This is a genomic window from Streptomyces sp. NPDC047886, assembly GCF_043204435.1.
In the GTDB taxonomy this organism is placed as follows: domain Bacteria; phylum Actinomycetota; class Actinomycetes; order Streptomycetales; family Streptomycetaceae; genus Streptomyces.
Map to the genome: position 1 here is coordinate 519,582 of NZ_JBIDCF010000001.1, position 18,544 is coordinate 538,125.

Here is an 18,544-nt window from a genome sequence, read left to right on the forward strand (position 1 = left end):
CGGTCTCCCTCCGCTCCGGTCCTGCGCACCGAGCCTATCGGCCGCCCAGGTGACTGACCTTCCGGCCCGGCGCGGCTCGCCGCACCGGAGGCGCCCGACCCGCCGCCCCGACCGGTGCCCCAGGGCCGACCGACCGGTGCTCGTCCGACACCGCGCACCCGACCGGTGCCCGACCGGGCCGCCATGTGAGCCGTTCCACACACGACGCCCAGCACCGGCGATGAACCGCTTTTCAGGAAACACCCTCTTCCCTGCCGGTTCGTCCGCCCTGCCCGCATCACGGAAGCCGTCGCCCATGCCCCGGTTCGCCCCCTTGTCGCGTCGCCGTCCGCTCGTCGCCGCGTCGCTCGTCGCGCTGCTGACCGTCACCGGCGGGACGCTGGCGCTGACCGCGGGGTCGTCGGACGCTTCTGACGTACCGAGCCGGGGCGTGCCGGAGGAGCGGGCCATGAAGCCGGTCCTGACCGGCGGGGGCTCTGTCGTGCAGATCGTGGCGCACCCGGACGACGACCTGTTCTTCATGAACCCGGACACCAGCCAGTCCATAGCCTCGGGGCGCAGCCTGACGTCGGTCTATCTGACGGCCGGCGAGTCCGACGGGCGCAACGCCAGGCGACAGGACCCGCAGCCGGAGCCGGACAAGGCGGCGTACGCGGAGGCGCGGCAGAACGGGATCCGCGCGGCGTACGCGGAGATGGCGACCGGCAACCGGACGAGCCCGTGGGACCGTACGTCCGTCGCCACCGCGGGCGGCGGCCGTGCCGAGCTGGACACGTTGCGGGCGAAGCCGCAGATCAGCCTGGTGTGGCTGCAGTTGCGGGAGGCGGGCAGCATCACCGGTGACCGGCCGGAGAGTCTGCGCGGGCTGTGGGACGGACGGGTCGAGGCGCTGGAGTCCCAGCTCGCCGCGGGTTCGCCGGTGCGGGAGGACTTCTCGTACACCAGGCAGCAGGTCGTCGACACGGTGTCCGCGCTGCTGGTGCGGTTCCAGCCGACGTTCGTGCGGACGCAGGACCCGACGCCGGGCCGGAAGGGCGACGGCAGGCTCTCCGACCACCAGGACCACATGTACGGGGCCCGGTTCGCGCAGGCGGCGCTCGCCGCGTACGCCGAGTCGCCCGGCCATCCGCCGTTCACCGTGCAGAACTACCTCGGGTACGCGACGGGTGGGCTGCCGCACAGCCTCGACGCGAAGAGCGCGGCCGCCAAGCTGCGCACGCTCAAGACGTACGCGTGGACGGACCACACCGACTACTGCGCCGATCCGGCGGGCTGCGGCGACCGCAAGGTGGCGGCCCGTCCGGCGGGCCACGGGTGGGCGCAGTCCATCCGCTACACCCGGGGCGAGTCCACGTCGTGGCTGCGGGAGGGCCCCGACGGGCTGTACGCGTTCGCGGTGCTGGACGGGCGGCTCGCGGTGTGGGAGAAGAAGGCGGCCCGGCCCTGGGTGGGGCCGAGGTACCTGCCGGGCGGCGGCGGTCTGGACACCGGTGTGACATCGGTCAGGCTGCCGGACGGGCGGATCGCCGTGTTCGCCACGCGTACGGTGGTCGGCCGCGCCGCCGCCGAGTACCGCCGGGAGGTCGTCGCCACGGTGCAGTCGGCGCCGGGCGGGTCCTTCGACGCGTGGCGGTCGCTGGGTACGCCGGAGCGGGACGACGAGGCGGGCACGTCCGACATCAGCCTGCCGGCGGTGCTGACCGACGGATCGGGCCGCATGACGGCGTACGTACGGGACAGCCGTGACCGGCTGAGCGTGACCGCGCAGGGCGCGGACGGCGGCTGGACGGGCTGGCGGGACGCGGGCGGCGGCAGGCTGCACGGCGACCCGGTCGCGGCGACGGACGCTTCGGGGCGCGGCTATGTGTTCGCGGCCACCCCGAAGACGGTGCTGGCGTGGGCGCAGAAGAAGCCGGGCGGGCGGGTCGCCGGCCCGGCGGCGACGGGGCTTGCCCCGACGACGGTGGCGCTGAGCGCGTCCGCCGACGGCGACGGGGTGCGGCTGTGGTTCCGCGCGCCCGGCTCGGGCGAGGTGCGGACGGCCCGGTTCTCGGGCAGCGGCCACGCGTCGGCCGTGGAGCGGGTGCCGGGCGTGGCCGGGTACGGGTCGGTGAGCGGGGGCGGCGGCCGGCTGGCGCTGCGGTCGCGTTCCGGCGGGCTGGCGACGGCGCCGTTCGGCGCCCGGCCCGAGTGGGCGGTGGACCGGCCGCTGTTCGCCGGTGCTCCGGCCGGGGCGGCGGGCGGTGTGGCGGTGGTCGGGCTGGACGGCCGGCTGCTGTGGAACGCGGCCGACTGACCCGAACACCGGGCGACGGGCCGTGTTCCGGACCAGAATCGGCTCATGAACTGGACTCTCGAAGTGGTCACCGTCCCGGTGGCGGACGTGGACCGTGCGAAGGACTTCTACGGCGACAAGTGCGGCTTCAAGGTGGACCTGGACTCGGAGGTGGCTCCGGGCGTCAGGATCGTCCAGCTGACGCCGCCGGGCTCGCGCTGCTCGATCGCCTTGGAGAGCGGTCTGCCGATGGCGCCGGGCCAGAGCGCGATGGCGCCGGGCACGCTCCAGGGCCTCCAGCTGTGCGTGGTGGACATCGAGGCGGCACGCGCGGAGCTGGTGGCGCGCGGCGTGGATGTCGGCCCGATCCAGCATGTCGGCGCCTCGGGCTGGGAGGAGGGCAAGGGCGGCGTCTGGAACTCGTTCATGTTCTTCAGGGACCCCGACGGCAACGGCTGGACGGTGCAGGAGGCGCCGTCGGAGCTCTCGGAGCGGTAACGCGCCCGGCCGGTCAGTGGACGATCCGGTAGCGGACGTGGGTGACGTCGGGGGCGTCGACGACCCGGTCCACCGAGAACCGGATGTCCGGGTCGACCCCGTCGAACAGGCGGACGCCTCCGCCGAGCAGCAGGGGTGCCAGATGGAGCTCCAGGTCGTCCAGGAGCCCGGCGTTCAGATACTGCCGCACGGTGGAGGCCCCGCCGGAGACGTGCACGTCCTTGTCCCCGGCCACGGCCCGGGCCTGCGCGAGCGCGGCGTCGATGCCGTCGGTGACGTAGCTGAAGACGGTGCCGCCCCGCCGTACCCAGGGGTCCCGGGCGGTGGTCGTCAGTACGAAGACGGGCGCCCGGAACGGCGGCGGATCGGGCCAGGCGGCCTCGCCCTCGTCGAACATGCGCCGCCCCATGACGTACGCCCCGGCCCGGTCGAAGTTCTCCGCGACGACCAGCCCCGACCGCCCCTCCTCCCCACCGCGCATCCCGTGCCGGGCCCGCCACGCCTCGACGCCGTACAGCCAGGCGTGCAGCCGCTCGCCCCCGTCGCCCAGCGGATTCCCCGGCCCCCCGTGCGGCCCGGCGACGAAACCGTCCAGGGACACCGCGAGGCTCGCGAACACCTTGCCGCTCATACGCACCATGCTCGCCCGGCGAGGACCCGTCCGCATGTCCGTGGCCCGTGCACATGCCGGGGCGGCCCGTGCACATGCCGGGGCCGTCCGGCCCGGCGGCTGGGCCGGGCCGGACGGCCTGTTCGTCGCGGGCTGCGGAGGTGGCCGGCCGCGCGGGAAGCGCGACCGGCCCTGTTCACTCAGGCCGACAGCCGCTGTTCCTCACCGGCCCGCTTCTCCCACGGGGAGAGGGGGGCGTCCGAGGGGTTGCGCACCGACGACGTGTACTGCCCTGCGGGGAGCGGCACGGTGAGTTCCACACCGCTCCAGAACAGTCGGCCGGACTTCTTGATCCGTGCGCCGCGGCCGAGGCAGGCCTCGATCACGGCGGGGATGTCCGCCTTGGCCACGCCTTCCAGAAGCCAGGCGTCCACGAAGAAGGTGACCTCCTCTGTGCCGTCGTAGCCGATGACGGAGAGATCGGCCGCGACTCCGTCGACCTTTCCCTCCCAGTCGACGACCCAGCCGTCGCCCTCCTCCGTGGGCCGGTGCTCGAACGAGGACTCCGTGGCACCGACCGAGAGCACGGCGCGCTCGATCGCTTCCTGCACCTGCGCGTGACCTGACATGTCGTTCGTCATCAGAACCACCTTCCGACCCACAGGTCCCAGTGTCGCTTACCGATGCCGACCCGGAAGACCTGCCGTGCCTTCTTCACCTTGAGGTGCGTCTTCCGGAATCCGTAGGCGCTCCAGCCGGCCCTGAAGCGGTTGCCCCGGACGTTGAACTTGCCCATCCGGTTGCCCTGGATGCCACCGTTGCCGAACCAGCGGCTGTTGTTGCCGATGAACCGGTTGTTCTGCGCCCACGTGCCGAACCGGGCACGCGACTTGTAGAACTTCTCCACCTTGTTGCGCTTCTTGAACGTGCGGTAGGCGCGGTATCCGGTCTTCGCAGCCCGGACGATCTTGCCGCAGTGCCTCCAGCAGGCCCACGCGGCCCGAGCCCCCAGGATGAGCGCCGGAACGAGGCGCCCGCTGACGTCGGGGCGGTTGACCGGGTCCGCGAAGGAGAACTCGTACGCGTTGGCTGTGCCGCCGCGTACCGGGTCGATGGAGAGGAAGCGGCCCGTCGCCGGGTTGTACAGACGGGCGCCCATGAGCACCAGACCGGTGAGGGTCTCGGCCGAACGCTGCTTGGCACCCAGCCAGTTGTACCTGACCGCCTGCTGGCCGGCGCGCGGGTTGCCGTACTCGTCGTTGTCGAGCGCGACCGGGGCCCGGTCGGCGGCCAGCGGGAGCTGCAGGGCGATGTCACCGTGGATGTTCGCCAGCTGCAGGACCACGTCACCCGTCTTGGAGGTGGTGGCGCCGAGGTCCCCGGACGCGGAGTCGACGTTGCGGGTCAGAGCACCCGACGCGGTGTCCTCCACCGTCCAGCGCGGGTTGTCCCCGTCGCCGTCGTAGTGGTGCCGCTTGGATCCGTCCTGGGTCCACGTGGTCCCGCTGCCGGTCTCCGTCTTCCAGCCGCGGGTGCGGTGGGCCGCGTCCAGCGTCCACGTCTGACGCTTGGAACCGCTGGTCTGCTGGTGCACCAGGTCGTTGGACCAGTAGCTGAGGGTGCTGCCGGGCAGGGCCGTGGTGCGACCGAACGCGTCGTACGCGTACCCGGCGTCGACCAGGCGGTCGGCGCTGTCGTAGGCGTGGGTGGTGGTGCTGCCGCCCGTGGTCGGGCAGTCGGCACCGGGGGCGCCCACCGCGGAGGTGAGCGAGGTGCGGTTGGTGGACGCGCTGAACGCGTAGGTCCGGCGGGTGCAGACCGTTTCGGTGGTGTCCTGGACCTCCGTCATCCGGCCGCTCCTGTCGTACGCGTACGACTGCTCCGACCAACCGGTGTGCGTGGTGATCTGGCCGTGCGCGGACTCGGTGACGGTGTCGCTGTAGATCAGTGTCGAGTCGCTGTCACGGGTGTAGGCGCGGCGCAGCGGGGCTCCGGTGGTGTCCTCCTCCACGGTCAGGGTGTAGCCGCCCGGCAGCTTCTCCTCGCTGACGGATCCGTCCGCGTCGTAGGAGGTGCGGAAGGTACCGGCGACGGAGTCCGTGGTCGAGGTGACCAAGCCCCGCGGTTCGGCTGTGTGGTCGTAGTGGTAGGTCACCGTCGACGGAACCGTGTCGGTGACCTTGACGGGCCGGTCGAGCAGGTCGTACTCGGTCCTTGTCGTCGCGCCGTCGGCGTCGGTGTAGGCGATCTGCCGGCCGAGCCGGTCGTAGACCTCCGTGATCGTGCCGCCGGTCGGGGAGGACGTCTTGACGACCCGGCCGCTCGCCGGGTCGTACTCGGTCGTCGTCTCCGGGACCACGGGCCCGGTCCCACCGGTGGTGACGCTGCGGACAGCACGCCCCGCCGCGTCGTAGGTGGTCGTGGTGGTCAGGGTGGCGGAGCCGGACGACTTGACCACCTTGGCCGCGTTGCCCCACCAGTCGTACTCGGTGGTGGTCGTGGGCAGCTGCGCGGGGTTGGAGCCGCCTCCGGTGATCGCGCCCGCCGGTCCCGTCGAGCACACCAGGTCGGCCCACTCGGGACGCCCCTGACAGGCGCCGGTACCCGTGGCCGACCAGTAGGTGGTCACGTGGGTGGTCGCCGACGTGCTGGTGCCGCCGGGCATGACCACCTTCGTCTCGCGGCCCTGGGCGTCGTACTCCTTCAGTGTGGTGAGCGCCAGCCCGCCGGGGTCCACGACGGTCCGGGTGGGCAGCCCCTTGACCCAGTCGTACGTGGTCTCGGTCGTCCGGGTCTCCGCGTGGACACCCGGGTGCTCACGGACCTGCGCACCTGCCGTGGCACGGGTGACCTGGTCCCTCACCTTGGCCGTGCCGTCGGTCGGACGGCCCTGGTCGTACTGGTTGACCGTCCAGCCGCGGGCCGTGACGGAGGTGCCCGCGGAGACGAGCACCGTGGCGCCCGACTTCAGGTCCTCGGTCAGGTCGATCCGGCGCAGCGGGGCGAGCTCCTCCATCTCTCGGGTGCCGGTGGCGTCGTAGACGGACCGGGTGGAGAGCAGTTCGGCGCGGTCGGAGGTGCTGAGCCCTTCCAGGCCGAGTTCGGCCTGGGCCGCGCGGTCTCGCGCGGTCAGGCCCAGGGCGATGGCGCGGTTGGCGGCCGTGAGTTCCCGGACCGTGTTGCCCGCGTTGTCGTACTCGGTGGTGCTGATGTGGCCACCGGGGGTGGCGTTGTTCACCGTGCGACCGGAGACGCCCAGGTAGTGCACCTCGGCGCGCCGGTAGGCGCTGGAGCCGAGGGCGGTACCGGTGTGGTTCGCCGGTACGGCGTCGGCGGGGAGGACGGCGGTCGCGTCGGTGGGCACGTCCGTCTGGCCCCAGGCGCGCACATTGCTCGGACCCATGGGGTAGGGGGCGTTGGCACCGGTCAGCGGGACGTCGTAGACGACGCTGATCGCCGCGGTTCCCTCCGCTACGTCCGCACTGCCCTGCGCGAGACCCGAACGGTGTGCCTTGAGCAGCATGCCGTCACCGGCGGTCTCCGCGTTGCCGGCCTTGCCGTAGGTGAAGTTCCACGGCAGGTCGGTCCCCGTCGTCAGCTGGGTCACGCGGCCCGCGGCGTCATAGGAGTACTGGGTCTGGCTCGCCTGGGCCAGGTTCGGGTTCCACTGCTGACGCAGGCGTCCGTCCGTGTCGTAGCGGTACGTGGACACCGTCTTGGCGGTGGCCTGCGCGGCGCCCGGCTCGGTGGACCAGAGGCGGATCTCCTTCACCTGGCCGGCGAAGTCGCCGAAGGCGGTGCCGGTGGCCGTGGTGGCCGTGGCGTACACGAATTCCAGCACGCGGCACCCCTTGGCAGAGGGGCCCGCCTCACAGGTGGCCGCGGACACCGCCGAGGTGGGCGCGATGATCCGCTTGGGACGTGCCAGCTTCTTGCCGTCGACCGTGACGGCTTCGGAGACGACGGTGGTGGCGGAGTTGGCCAGTCCGTCCAGCAGGGTGCTGGTGACCTGCCAGGTCGTCGCCGCGGGGTCGGCCTTGGCGAACGTGGTGACGGTGCCCGCGCTGTCGGTCAGGGTGAACGTGCCCGCGGTCGAACCGGTGAGGGCCAGATCCTCGTAGCCGGCCTCGGGGATCCAGGCGGACTTGGCCGTGTTAGCGGAGAAGAAGGTCTCGTTGTCGTCGGCGTCCACGACGGCGACCGCCGTGTCCGAGATCCTCCTGATGTGGCTGTAGTCGGACTCGGTCATCTCGGCCGTGGTGCCGGAGACCCACTCCTTGCCGAAGATCGCCGCCTGGCCCTCTTGCTTGGCGCCCTTGTCGGGGGTGCGGGAGGAGGCGGTACGCGTCACGGACAGGTCGAACGCCGAGGCGTCCGTGTCGGACAGGGTGTAGTCACCGGTGAGCAGGTTGAGCGTGCCCGGGCCCACCTCGTCGGTGGCGGCGCCGCTGGCGTTGCGGTCGACGACGACGGTCAGGGGCTGGGTGCTGCCGGTGGCGCTGTTCGGGCCGGTGAAGTCGGCCTTGAGCTGGACGGTGCCGTCGGGGTTGACGGTGTCGGTGGCGTTCCAGACGAGGGGCGCGTTCTTGCCCCCCGTCAGAGCGACGGGCCAGGCGGTCAGCGGCGTACCGCCCGCGGTGACGTGCCCGGCCGGGATCCGGACCCAGGGGTCGGCCTCGGAGCGGCGCCAGGAGAACGAGACGGCGTTGTACTTGGCCGCGTCCGCCTCGGCGACCAGGGGCAGCCGGCGTGCGGTGCGCTCGTCCTCGGCCGGCTGCTGGAAGCCGCCGGGGCCCGCGTGGAAGGTGTGGCTGATCGCCTCGGACTTGTTGTCGGCCTTGTCGACGGCCCGTACCTGGAGGGTGTGGGTGCCGTTCTTCGGCGGGGTGACCGAGATCGCCTTGGGCGTGGTGGAGGCGCCGGTGGGCACCTTGGTCCAGGTGACGCCGTCGAGGGACCATTCGAGCCAGTTCAGGTCCGCCGATGCCGGGGTGACGGTGAACGTGCCGGCCTGGCCTGCGCCCTTGACCCACTGCCCGGTCGGGTAGTCCGTGGAGACGATCTTCGTCGGGGCGGACGGGGCCGCGGTGTCGACGGTGAACGTCTTCCACTCCGACCAGCCCAGGTTGTAGTGCGTCCCGTCATACGGGGAGCTGCGGAACTGGTACGTCTTGCCGTTGGTCAGCACACCCGCCGGCACGGTCACCGGAGCCGGCTGGCCCGACGGCACGAACGCCGACCGCAGCACGGCACCGACCTGCGTGTTCGTGGCGGTGTCGAAGATCTGGTACGCGCCCTGGACCTTGTCACCGTTGACGTCGACGAAGGTGTCGCGCAGCGTCGGCGTCACCGTGTTGACCATGTACGCGCCGCCGTAGGAGAAGTACGGCGGACCCGCCTCCTGCCTGGTACCGGTGCGCGGCCGGTAGTTGTAGGTGACGACCAGCTTCGGCGGGTTGGTCGCGGCGTTGGCGGAGTTCACCCGCTTCCAGCCGGCCACCGTGGTCTCGTCGGTGGCCTTGATGCCCATGCCGGAGCGCGACCACTTGTTGTTGGACCAGTGCTGGACCAGATTGGTGACGTCCGCGTTGATCCAGCCGTCCGGCTGCGTGGTGCAGCTGGCGTTGCCGCGCGTCTCCGTCGAGGTGGCGTACTTGGCCGACATGGCGGGACGGTTCGTCCAGCGGGAGGAGGTGCTGGCGTTGTTCGCCGACCACACCTCCCACGACTTGCCGCCGCAGTCCGCGTTGTTGCCGGAGTGGAAGTTCCACAGGCTCAGCTTCGCGCTGGAGACCAGCGAGTCCGCGATCGCCGCGGTGCTCCAGGTGATGTACGTCTGCGCGGTGCGCGGCGTGCCGTCGGCGTTCTTCGTGCCCGGGTTGCCGAAGTCCAGCTCCGTGTCGGCGGACTGGTCGTACGTCACGCCCTGCTGCACGTAGGTGTCGAAGAGGTTGCCCAGCGACGACGTCGACGGGTCCACGACGACCGGGTACTTCGTGGCCGGGTCCGCGAGGAACTCCGCGTCCGGGGTCACCACCAGATCGATGGCCGAGCCCCTGCGGACGACCTTCATCGCCACCGGCACCTTGCGGGTGTGCTCACCCGACGCCGGATCGACGGTGGAGTCCCACATCACCGGAGCGGGCATCAACGCCCGCTTCTTGTTCTTCTTGTCGGTGAACAGCACACTGCCGTCCGCCTGCTGAACCGCCTTCAGCCCCTTGGCCTTCAGCGGCAGCGTGTACGTGTAGTCCGTGTCGGCCGGCTTCCGCTTGATCTCGACGAACTGCTCGAAACCCGTACGCGTCGCCTCGACCACCACGTCGGCGCCCGGCACCGCGTTGACGTACTCCGCCCGCGTGCCCTCCAGCTTCGGCGCGGGCAGCCCGCCCTTCCACTGCAGCGTGATCTGCTCGTCACCCTCCCCCAGGGTGACCAGATCCACCGCCTTGCCCCGCTGGCCGGCGCGCAGCGACTTCGCCGGGCCACCCGACTCGCCCGCCAGCCTCAACCCCTCCGGGTGAGCCACCGGCTCCACCGAACCGTCCGGACCCGCGACCAGGTCCAGGTCGACATCCCGCCACTGACCCGTCGCCTCATCCTGGAACCGGACCGGCCCGGCGGCGATCTCGGTGGTGAGCGAACCGTCCTTGTTCACCCACGTCGTGGACGTCTCCGTACGCTCCGAGAGGGCTTCCACCCGCTTACCCGACAGCCGGGCCGCGACACGCGCCGACCGGATGTCCGCCGCCTGGGTCACTGCGGCCTTCACCTCTTCGCCGACCGTCACGGGCGTCGCGGCCACCGCGATACTGCCCTCGATCAGCCCCACGGCCAAGGCGAGCGAAAGTCCCCCCGCTATGTAGCGAAGGCTCTTCCCCGTCCAGAGCCGCCCGCGCTCCTCCGGCGCAGGTATGTGAATCGTCATGATTCCTCGGTCTCTTCTTTTCACACGCGCCACCCCCTGTGGCGCACCTGTGAAAATACCGATGATCAAACCCTCAAAAAACTCCGCAATGCGACACATTGATCGCGTGCGGTGACGAGAATTCACGTGATGTGCGGCACATCGCAACCCGTGCCGGGCCGGCCGCACCGCGGCCGCAGACCACGCCCGACGGCCGACAGACCGCCCCGGCATGGCGACACGGCTCCGGACCGGCGGTCGGCGACCGGCGGCCCGGGGTGCGGTACAGCGGGGAAATCAGGTGTGACCTGGGGTTACAGCACCGGCAGGTTCTTGCGCAGCTCGAAGGCGGTGACCTCGGAGCGGTACTCCTCCCACTCCTGCTTCTTGTTGCGGAGGAAGAAGTCGAAGACGTGCTCGCCGAGCGTCTCGGCGACCAGTTCGCTGCGCTCCATCAGGGAGATCGCCTCGCCGAGGTTCTGCGGGAGCGGTTCGATGCCCATGGCGCGGCGTTCCGCGTCGGAGAGGGCCCAGACGTCGTCGTCGGCGCCGGCGGGGAGTTCGTAGCCCTCCTCGATGCCCTTCAGGCCCGCGGCGAGGAGGACGGCGTAGGTCAGGTACGGGTTGGCGCCCGAGTCGATGGAGCGGACCTCGACGCGGGACGAGCCGGTCTTGCCGGGCTTGTACATGGGGACGCGGATCAGGGCCGAGCGGTTGTTGTGGCCCCAGCAGATGTACGAGGGGGCTTCGCCGCCGGAGCCGGCCGTGCGGGTGGAACCGCCCCAGATCCGCTTGTAGGAGTTGACCCACTGGTTGGTGACGGCCGAGATCTCGGCGGCGTGCTTCAGCAGGCCCGCGATGAAGGAGCGGCCGACCTTGGAGAGCTGGTACTCGGCGCCGGACTCGTAGAAGGCGTTGCGGTCGCCCTCGAAGAGGGACAGGTGGGTGTGCATACCGGAGCCGGGGTACTCCGAGAACGGCTTCGGCATGAACGTGGCCTGCACGCCCTGCTCCAGCGCCACCTGCTTCATGACCAGGCGGAACGTCATGATGTTGTCCGCCGTGGAGAGGGCGTCGGCGTAGCGGAGGTCGATCTCCTGCTGGCCGGGGGCGCCCTCGTGGTGGGAGAACTCCACCGAGATGCCCATGGACTCCAGCATGGTGATCGCCTGCCGGCGGAAGTCCATGCCGACGTTCTGCGGGGTGTGGTCGAAGTAGCCGGAGCTGTCGGCGGGGGTCGGGCGGGTGCCGTCGACCGGCTTGTCCTTGAGCAGGAAGAACTCGATCTCGGGGTGCGTGTAGAAGGTGAAACCCAGATCGGAGGTCTTGGCGAGGATCCGCTTGAGGACGAAGCGCGGGTCGGCGAAGGAGGGCGAGCCGTCGGGCATGAGGATGTCGCAGAACATCCGGGCGGTGCCGGGGGCCTCCGCGCGCCAGGGCAGGATCTGGAACGTCGCCGGGTCCGGCTTGGCGATCATGTCGGACTCGTAGACGCGGGCGAAGCCCTCGATCGCCGAGCCGTCGAAGCCGATGCCCTCGTCAAAGGCCTGTTCGAGCTCGGCGGGTGCCACCGCGACCGACTTGAGGAAGCCGAGCACGTCGGTGAACCACAGGCGCACGAAGCGGATGTCGCGCTCCTCGAGCGTACGGAGCACGAATTCCTGCTGCTTGTCCATTTCCACACCCATCCTCGCTGATCAGGCCAGCATGCCACCGTACGGTTTCGAGCACGTTGCGAACCCATAGTGCATTGCCGGGGTGTGGTCCAGGTAACGCGAGGTCGCGCGGAGGGCGGCGGGTCCCGGTCACGCGCAGACTGGGGCCATGGACCGAGGAGCGCAGCGGCTGCCCGGCGCCCGGCCGCCGGGCTGGCTGCGGCTGCTGCCCTGGTCGCTGCTCCTCGGCATCTTCACGGCGCAGATGGTCACTCCGGAGACGGTGCAGCTGGCGTTCGCGTTCGCGGTCGTGGCACCGCTGACGTCGCTCGTCTACGGGGTGCTGGGAACGTCCCTGGTGGCGGTGGCCATGATGGGGCTGCTGGCCGTGCCCGACGTCCGCGCCGATCACGTGTCGGGCGGCGACCTGCTCGCGTTCGCGCTGATCGGGGTGGTCAGCGCCTTCCTGGCCTGGGTACGGGCCCGGCGGGACGCCCAGCTCGTGTCGGTGCGGACGGTCGCGGAGGCCGCGCAGCTGGCGGTGCTGCCGCCGCTGCCGGAGCGGGTGGGCCGCGTGCGGTGCGGGGCGCTGTACCGGGCGGCGACGGGGCCGGCCCTGGTCGGCGGCGACCTGTACGACGTACAGCCGGGTCCTTACGGGGTGCGGGCCGTGGTGGCGGACGTGCAGGGGCACGGGCTGTCGGCGGTCGCCACGGTCGCGGCGCTCCTCGGCACGTTCCGGGAGGCCGTGCTCGACGAGCCGGGGCTCGCGGGCGTGGCGGCCAGGCTGGACCGGCGGCTCGTCGTCGACTCGCTGCGGCAGGGTGACGTCGAGCTGTTCGCCACGGCGGTGCTCATGGAGTTCCCCGAGCGGCCGTGCGATGTCGTACGGGTGCTCAGCTGCGGACATCCGGCGCCGCTCCTGGTACGGGACGGCGGGGTGCGGGAGGTGGCGCTGGAACCGGGCCCGCCGCTCGGGCTCGGGCTCGCCGAGTTCCGGCCGCCCGCGCCGGTGACGGTGTCGCTCGCCTCGGCGGACGTGCTGTTCGCGCACACGGACGGGGTGACGGAGGCCCGGGACGCCGGCGGAGTGTTCTATCCGCTGCTGGAGCGGATTACGCCGGACGTCGATCCGCGGGCGCTGGTGCGGTCCGTGTGGCGCGATCTGTCCTCGTACGCGGGTGTCGTCGCCGACGACGTGGCGCTGCTGGCGCTGGCCGCGGCCGACGACGACGGCGGTAGCGGCGACGGCAGCGGGAGCGGCGACGGTGGCGGTGGCGGTGGCGGTGGCGGGAAGGTGAGCGGGGGCGGTAGCGCCGCGCGGTGACGGCCGCGCGGTGACGCCACGCGCTGAATCGACTCACCCGTCTGGCGCACCCGGGGGGTGGGCCCATTACGATCGGCGCCCATGGAGAGCCTGCGGCTCATACGTACCGCGCGACCGGCGCGGGCCACGCGTCCCATGGCTCTGCTGAGTGCCATGGCGACGCTCCTCGCCGCGCTCTTCGTCTGCTTCGGGATGACCGGGCGCCAGGAGGCGCCCCGGCCCGAGCCGCGCGTGCCGTTCGCGGACTCCGCCGTGGTCGGCGAGTACAGCTGCCCGTACGACAGGGACGACTGCCGGCTCTTCCCGTCCCTCAGCCCCGCCGTGCTCACCGCACCGCCCCTCGATCCGCCTCCGCACGCCGACGGGCTCGCGCGCACCGCTCCGGGGCCCGGGGTCGTCGGCGCCACCGCGTCGCAGGCGCGGCCGCGCGCACCCGACCTCCATGTCCTTCAGGTCCTGCGGACCTAGACCGCCCCGGTCCGTCCCGCCGTACCCGTTTGTCACCTGCCGGAACTTGTGAAGAAGGACATCGATCACCATGGCTGCGAACCGTTCGTCCACCGCGGACCGCCGGGCGCGAATAGAGGAGATGCGCCGCGCCGAGAAGGCCCGCGATCGCCGTAACCGCATCATCACGATCAGCCTGAGCGCCGTCGTCGTCGCCGGTCTCGTCGGCTTCGGCGGCTACGTGCTCAAAAAGGAGAACGAGGAGAAGAAGCAGGCGGAGGCCGCCGCCAAGGCGCCGATCAAGGACGAGAAGTCCTGGGAGGCCAAGGACCTGGGCCGCAACCACGTGACCAAGGCCGTCACGTACCCGATGAAGCCGCCGGTCGGCGGCGACCACCACCAGGTGTGGATGAACTGCGACGGCGACGTCTACAAGAAGCCGATCCCCGAGGTCAACGCCGTCCACTCGCTGGAGCACGGCGCCGTGTGGGTGACCTACAGCGCCAAGGCCGCCGAGGCCGACGTGAAGGAGCTGGAGAAGAAGGTCGGCAAGACGCCGTACTCGTTCATGAGCCCGGTCGACGACCAGGCCGGCGCGATCATGCTGAGCGCCTGGGGCAAGCAGGTCACCGTGGACAGCGCCGACGACCCGCGCGTGAACCAGTTCTTCAGCAAGTACGTGCAGGGCGCGCAGACCCCCGAGCCCGGTGCCGCCTGCACCGGCGGGATGGGGCAGTAGTGAACCGTACGCAGTGGGCCGCCCTGACGGCGGTCGTACTGGCACTGCTGTTCGCCGGGGCGGCCACGGTCGCCACGGCGGGCGGCCCCGACGGCGGCGGCGTCCCGGCCACCCCGGCGACGGACTCGGCGGACGCCGGGTTCGCCCGGGACATGGCCGTGCACCACCAGCAGGCCGTGGAGATGTCGTTCATCGTGCGGGACCGCACGCGGGACGAGGAGGTGCGCCGGCTGGCGTACGACATCGCCAACACGCAGGCGAACCAGCGCGGCATGATGCTGGGCTGGCTCGACCTGTGGGGGCTGCCCAAGACGGCGCCCGACCGTGAGCCGATGGCGTGGATGAGCCCGTCCACGGGCGGTGTCCCGGACGGACACTCGGACGGAAACTCGGATGGGGATGCGGGCGGGGATTCCGCCGGTGGCTCCTCCGGGGGTTCCCATGGGGGCTCTCACGGTGCCTCGCACGGCGGATCCGCCGGCGGCGGGGCCCCCGGGGGCGAGGGACGCCTCATGCCCGGGATGGCCACCAAGGCCGAGCTCAAGCAGCTCGCCGAGGCCGACGGCAGGCAGGCGGAGATCCTCTACCTCCAGCTGATGACCGACCACCACAAGGGCGGTGTCCATATGGCGCAGGGCTGCGCCGACACCTGCCGGGTGGGGGTCCAGCGGCAGCTTGCCCAGGGCATGGTCGACGCCCAGCAGTCGGAGCTGGCGCTGATGGCGGACCTGCTGGCGCGGCGCGGCGCGAAACCTCGCGGCTGAGCGGCGCCCGCTCGACGTCGTAGCGCGGCCGTCCTCTCCGGGGTCACCCCGGGGCGGGCGGCCGCAGCGGTCGCGGGGGCCGGGGCCCACGACGACAATGGAGGGGCTCGGGGACGACGTACGCGTCCTGTGGAGGTACGCACCCCATGACCACCGCGAAAGACATCATGCATCCGGGGGCCCAGTGGATCCCCGCACACGAGACCCTCGACCGGGCGGCGCAGCTGATGCGCGAGCTCAATGTGGGCGCACTGCCCATCTCCGATGAGAACGAGCGGCTCTGCGGCATCATCACCGACCGGGACATCGTGGTCGGATGTGTGGCCGAGGGCCATGACCCGTCGCGTGTCACCTGCGGTGACATGGCGAAGGGCACACCACGCTGGATCGACGCGAACGCGGACGTCAGCGAGGTGCTGGCGGAGATGCAGGGACATCAGATCCGACGGCTGCCGGTGATCGAGAACAAGCGCCTCGTGGGCATGATCAGCGAGGCCGACCTGGCCCGCCAGCTCTCCGACGAGCAGGTCGCGGCATGGGCGCACGAGGTGTACGCACGGGGCTGAGCCCCCGGCGGCCCTCTCCGGCCGCGGACCGGTCCGGTACGGCGTGGACGCGCCCGTCCCGGGCCGGTTTCGTTCGCCGCCGTGACGCGCGGTGGCGGCGTTCGCCGCCGTGACGTGCGGTGGTGGAGGCGGCTGTCGTGACGCGCGGTGGTGGAGGCGGCTGTCGGCCCGGTGGCGGCGGAGGCCACTGGTGTCCCGGTGGCGGCAGAAGTCTTCTCCTGTCCGTGTGGCTGGCGGCCACTGTTGTCCCCGTGGCGGAGGGAGGCCACTGTTGTCCCCGTGGCGGAGGGAGGCCACTGTTGTCCCCGTGGCGGAGGGAGGCCGCTGTTCTCCGTGTGGCGGCGGAGGCCGGAGGCCCCGGGGGCTGGAGGCCCAGGGGCCGGAGGCCGGGGACCCGGAGGCCGGGGGGCGGCCGCAGGCTCCGTCAGGGCTTCAGGACCGCCGCCGCCACCGCGTCCGGGCGGTCCAGCATGAGGAGGTGGCCCGCGTCCGGGACCGCCTCGAAGCGGGCGCCCAGCAGGTCGGCGAGGGCCCGTTGGCGGCGCGTCCAGCTGTCCGTGCCGTCCGGGCGGCCCGGTGCGGCCAGTACGGTCACCGGAACCCCGGCCGGCAGCGGGTGCCGGTCGCGCAGCGCGCGGAGCTCGGCGGCGACCGCCCGGTAGTGCGTGTTCTCCAGAAGGGCGCCTCCGAACACCCGGCCGGTGCCGTAGCAGCGGCGTACGAGCGCGGCGGGGGCAGGGTCGGGGGCGTAGCCCGCGCGGCTCAGCCGGACCATGGCGCGGCGGGCGGCCGGGCCGAGCGCCGCGGGGACGCCGACGGCCGTCAGCACGGCACCGGCGGCGCGGGCCACGGCGGTCCGTACCGCAGGCGCGGCGGGCACGCGCGCGTGCTCCTCGACGGACGAGTCCACGAGCACGACCGCCCCCGTGCGCGCCGGGTGCAGCCGCGCGAACGCCTCCGCGTGGAACCCGGCGATGGAGTGGCCGACGACCGTGACCGGCTCGGTCACGCCGAGCGCGTCCAGCACGCCCGCGACGCGGTCGGCCTCGCCCGTGGCGGTCGGCGGGTGCGCGGCCGGGCCGCTCAGCCCGTGCCCCGGCCGGTCGAAGCGGACGACGGTGCGGTGCGGGGCGAGCAGCGGTACGACGGGGTCCCAGTCGAACCAGCTCATGGCGAGGCCCGCGCTGAGCACGCACACGGGCCCCGTGCCGTCGACGGTCACATGGTGGGGCACTCCCCCGACTCGTACGAAGCTCATCGGCCCGTCCCTTCTTCCTGACCCTCCCGACCCTCCTGGCCCTCCCGGCCCTCCCGGCCCTCCCGGCCGTCCGCTCGCCCCGCTGTGCCCGGCTCGTCATGGCCGGTGCCGCGCGCCACGGACAGGGCGAGGACGGCCAGCCAGACCGCCACGAGCAGCACTTGGAGCCGCTGGCCGCCGCCGAGCGCCCACAGTCCCCTGTCCGCCTCGAACGCCGCGACGGCGGCCAGCGTCCAGGCCGTGGCGGCCAGTTCGAGCACGACGAGGGCCGGGCCCGTGCGGGCGAGCGGCCGCCACCAGCCGTACCGGCGGGCGGCGACGGTCAGCGCCACGATGCCCGCGACGGCGCCCGTCATCGCGAGCCCGGAGCTGACGGCGTGCGCGGTGTGGGTGGCCGGGACGAGCCCGGCCGTCTCCCGGGCGGCGCACGCGGGGTCGGTGGTCGGCGCGCAGCTGAGCGGCAGCTGCGAGTCGGCGGCGGTGGCGGCGCCGAACAGGGCGAGCGCGGCCCAGCCGGCCACCGCCCAGGGGCGGCGTTCGAGACCGGCGAGCGCCCACACGGAGCCGGCCAGCACCAGCAGACCCGCTGTGAGGTCGGTGGCGCGGAACAGGCCGCCGAAGGGCTGGTCGCTGGCGGCGAGTTCGCTCACGTACGCCTGTATGGGGTCGAGGCCCGTCTCCAGGACGACTTCGAGGACCCAGGTGGTGTAGGCGAGCGCTCCGAGTGCGATGAGGACGGCGACGGACCACCGCGTGGTGTGCCTGCCGCGGTGCGTCGGCGTCATGGACCCATGATCGGCGGCTCCGCGCCCGACCGCAAGGTCCATACCGGGTGGGGGTAGGCTGCCCACATGGCCAAGGTGACGACGCGATGCCGTCCGGGCGGGCGTTTCGGGCGGCTGCTGCTGCTCGCGGCGCTGCTGCTCGGCATCGTCACCATGCACGCGTGGGGTCACGCGTCGGAGCACTCGGCCACGTACACGGTGGCGGCGCCGCCCCCCGTGGCGGCGGAACACGGCCAGACGGGACACGGCCAGACGGGACGCGGCCCGACGGGACACAGCCCGACGGGACACGGCGGTGTGGCCGCGCGCTCCCCCGCGTCGGTGGCCGCGAACGACGCGCCGCTCATGGCGGCCGCGCACTCCCCCGTACCGGTGGCCGCGCACTCCCCCGTGTCGCAGGCGGCGCACGGCCACGGGAGCGAGGGGTCCGACGGCGGCGGGGCGCGGCACGACGGCCTGGATCCGGCAGCCGTGTGCCTCGCCGTGCTCGGTTCGCTCGGATTCGCCCTGGGCGCCGGGCTGCTGGCGTGGGTCCGGCGGCGCCGGGCCGGATCGCCGTCCCGCGTCCGCGCGGCCGGGCGGGCCCTGCGGGCGCTCTGGCCCCACCCCCCGCCCCTTCGGGTGGCCCTCGCCGAGTTGTCGGTGTTGCGGATCTAGGAGCGCGCCATGGGCCGCGCTCCCGGGAGCGCGTGTCCGCGCACGTTCGGCATCCG

General features: G+C 72.3%; 14 protein-coding genes. 8 read left to right on the forward strand and 6 right to left on the reverse strand.

Translation table 11 applies throughout. The annotated features are described in order from the left end of the window. The first annotated feature begins 295 nt into the window (after positions 1 to 295). Positions 296 to 2,296 carry a PIG-L family deacetylase gene (locus ACGF5U_RS02285; RefSeq protein WP_392714945.1) on the forward strand — a complete coding sequence of 667 codons (2,001 nt, stop codon included), beginning with the start codon at positions 296 to 298 and terminating at the stop codon, positions 2,294 to 2,296. Between the two features lie 45 nt (positions 2,297 to 2,341). Further along, positions 2,342 to 2,773 carry a VOC family protein gene (locus ACGF5U_RS02290; protein WP_392714944.1) on the forward strand — a complete coding sequence of 144 codons (432 nt, stop codon included), beginning with the start codon at positions 2,342 to 2,344 and terminating at the stop codon, positions 2,771 to 2,773. 13 nt (positions 2,774 to 2,786) lie between these two features. On the opposite strand, the gene ACGF5U_RS02295 is transcribed toward ACGF5U_RS02290, so the two are convergent. The 4 genes from ACGF5U_RS02295 to ACGF5U_RS02310 form a co-directional block, all read right to left on the reverse strand. After that, positions 2,787 to 3,404 carry a dihydrofolate reductase family protein gene (locus ACGF5U_RS02295; protein ID WP_392714943.1) on the reverse strand — a complete coding sequence of 206 codons (618 nt, stop codon included), beginning with the start codon at positions 3,402 to 3,404 and terminating at the stop codon, positions 2,787 to 2,789. A 179-nt stretch (positions 3,405 to 3,583) separates the two neighbouring features. After that, the gene (locus ACGF5U_RS02300) at positions 3,584 to 4,024 is read right to left on the reverse strand and encodes a hypothetical protein (protein ID WP_392714942.1); all 441 of its coding nucleotides are present in this window, start codon (positions 4,022 to 4,024) and stop codon (positions 3,584 to 3,586) included. Continuing rightward, positions 4,024 to 10,311 carry a DNRLRE domain-containing protein gene (locus ACGF5U_RS02305; protein WP_392714941.1) on the reverse strand — a complete coding sequence of 2,096 codons (6,288 nt, stop codon included), beginning with the start codon at positions 10,309 to 10,311 and terminating at the stop codon, positions 4,024 to 4,026. The genes ACGF5U_RS02300 and ACGF5U_RS02305 overlap by 1 nt, the downstream gene beginning before the upstream one ends. A 293-nt stretch (positions 10,312 to 10,604) precedes the next feature. Continuing rightward, a complete protein-coding gene (locus tag ACGF5U_RS02310; protein WP_392714940.1) occupies positions 10,605 to 11,966 on the reverse strand; it encodes a glutamine synthetase family protein in 1,362 nt (453 codons plus the stop codon). Between the two features lie 148 nt (positions 11,967 to 12,114). Here ACGF5U_RS02310 and ACGF5U_RS02315 point away from each other — a divergent pair, with 148 nt between their 5' ends. From ACGF5U_RS02315 to ACGF5U_RS02335, 5 genes are all read left to right on the forward strand, one after another. Continuing rightward, the gene (locus ACGF5U_RS02315; protein ID WP_392714939.1) at positions 12,115 to 13,272 is read left to right on the forward strand and encodes a PP2C family protein-serine/threonine phosphatase; all 1,158 of its coding nucleotides are present in this window, start codon (positions 12,115 to 12,117) and stop codon (positions 13,270 to 13,272) included. A 135-nt stretch (positions 13,273 to 13,407) separates the two neighbouring features. Then, positions 13,408 to 13,740 carry a hypothetical protein gene (locus tag ACGF5U_RS02320; RefSeq protein WP_392714938.1) on the forward strand — a complete coding sequence of 111 codons (333 nt, stop codon included), beginning with the start codon at positions 13,408 to 13,410 and terminating at the stop codon, positions 13,738 to 13,740. Between the two features lie 70 nt (positions 13,741 to 13,810). Continuing rightward, positions 13,811 to 14,458, forward strand: coding sequence for a DUF3105 domain-containing protein (locus ACGF5U_RS02325; RefSeq protein ID WP_392714937.1), 648 nt, complete (start codon positions 13,811 to 13,813; stop codon positions 14,456 to 14,458). Then, positions 14,458 to 15,222, forward strand: coding sequence for a DUF305 domain-containing protein (locus tag ACGF5U_RS02330; protein WP_392714936.1), 765 nt, complete (start codon positions 14,458 to 14,460; stop codon positions 15,220 to 15,222). The genes ACGF5U_RS02325 and ACGF5U_RS02330 overlap by 1 nt, the downstream gene beginning before the upstream one ends. A 146-nt stretch (positions 15,223 to 15,368) precedes the next feature. After that, on the forward strand, positions 15,369 to 15,788 hold the full coding sequence (locus ACGF5U_RS02335) for a CBS domain-containing protein (protein ID WP_392714935.1): 420 nt from the start codon (positions 15,369 to 15,371) through the stop codon (positions 15,786 to 15,788). Between the two features lie 424 nt (positions 15,789 to 16,212). Here ACGF5U_RS02335 and ACGF5U_RS02340 read toward each other — a convergent pair whose 3' ends face one another. After that, positions 16,213 to 17,046: an alpha/beta fold hydrolase gene (locus tag ACGF5U_RS02340; protein WP_392714934.1), complete on the reverse strand. Its 834-nt coding sequence runs from the start codon at positions 17,044 to 17,046 to the stop codon at positions 16,213 to 16,215. Continuing rightward, positions 17,043 to 17,831 (reverse strand): DUF998 domain-containing protein, encoded by a 789-nt coding sequence (locus ACGF5U_RS02345; protein WP_392714933.1) that lies wholly within the window; start codon positions 17,829 to 17,831, stop codon positions 17,043 to 17,045. The genes ACGF5U_RS02340 and ACGF5U_RS02345 overlap by 4 nt, the downstream gene beginning before the upstream one ends. 66 nt (positions 17,832 to 17,897) lie before the next feature. On the opposite strand from ACGF5U_RS02345, the gene ACGF5U_RS02350 reads away from it, so the two are divergent. Beyond that, on the forward strand, positions 17,898 to 18,488 hold the full coding sequence (locus ACGF5U_RS02350) for a hypothetical protein (RefSeq protein ID WP_392714932.1): 591 nt from the start codon (positions 17,898 to 17,900) through the stop codon (positions 18,486 to 18,488). The last annotated feature ends 56 nt before the right edge of the window (positions 18,489 to 18,544 follow it).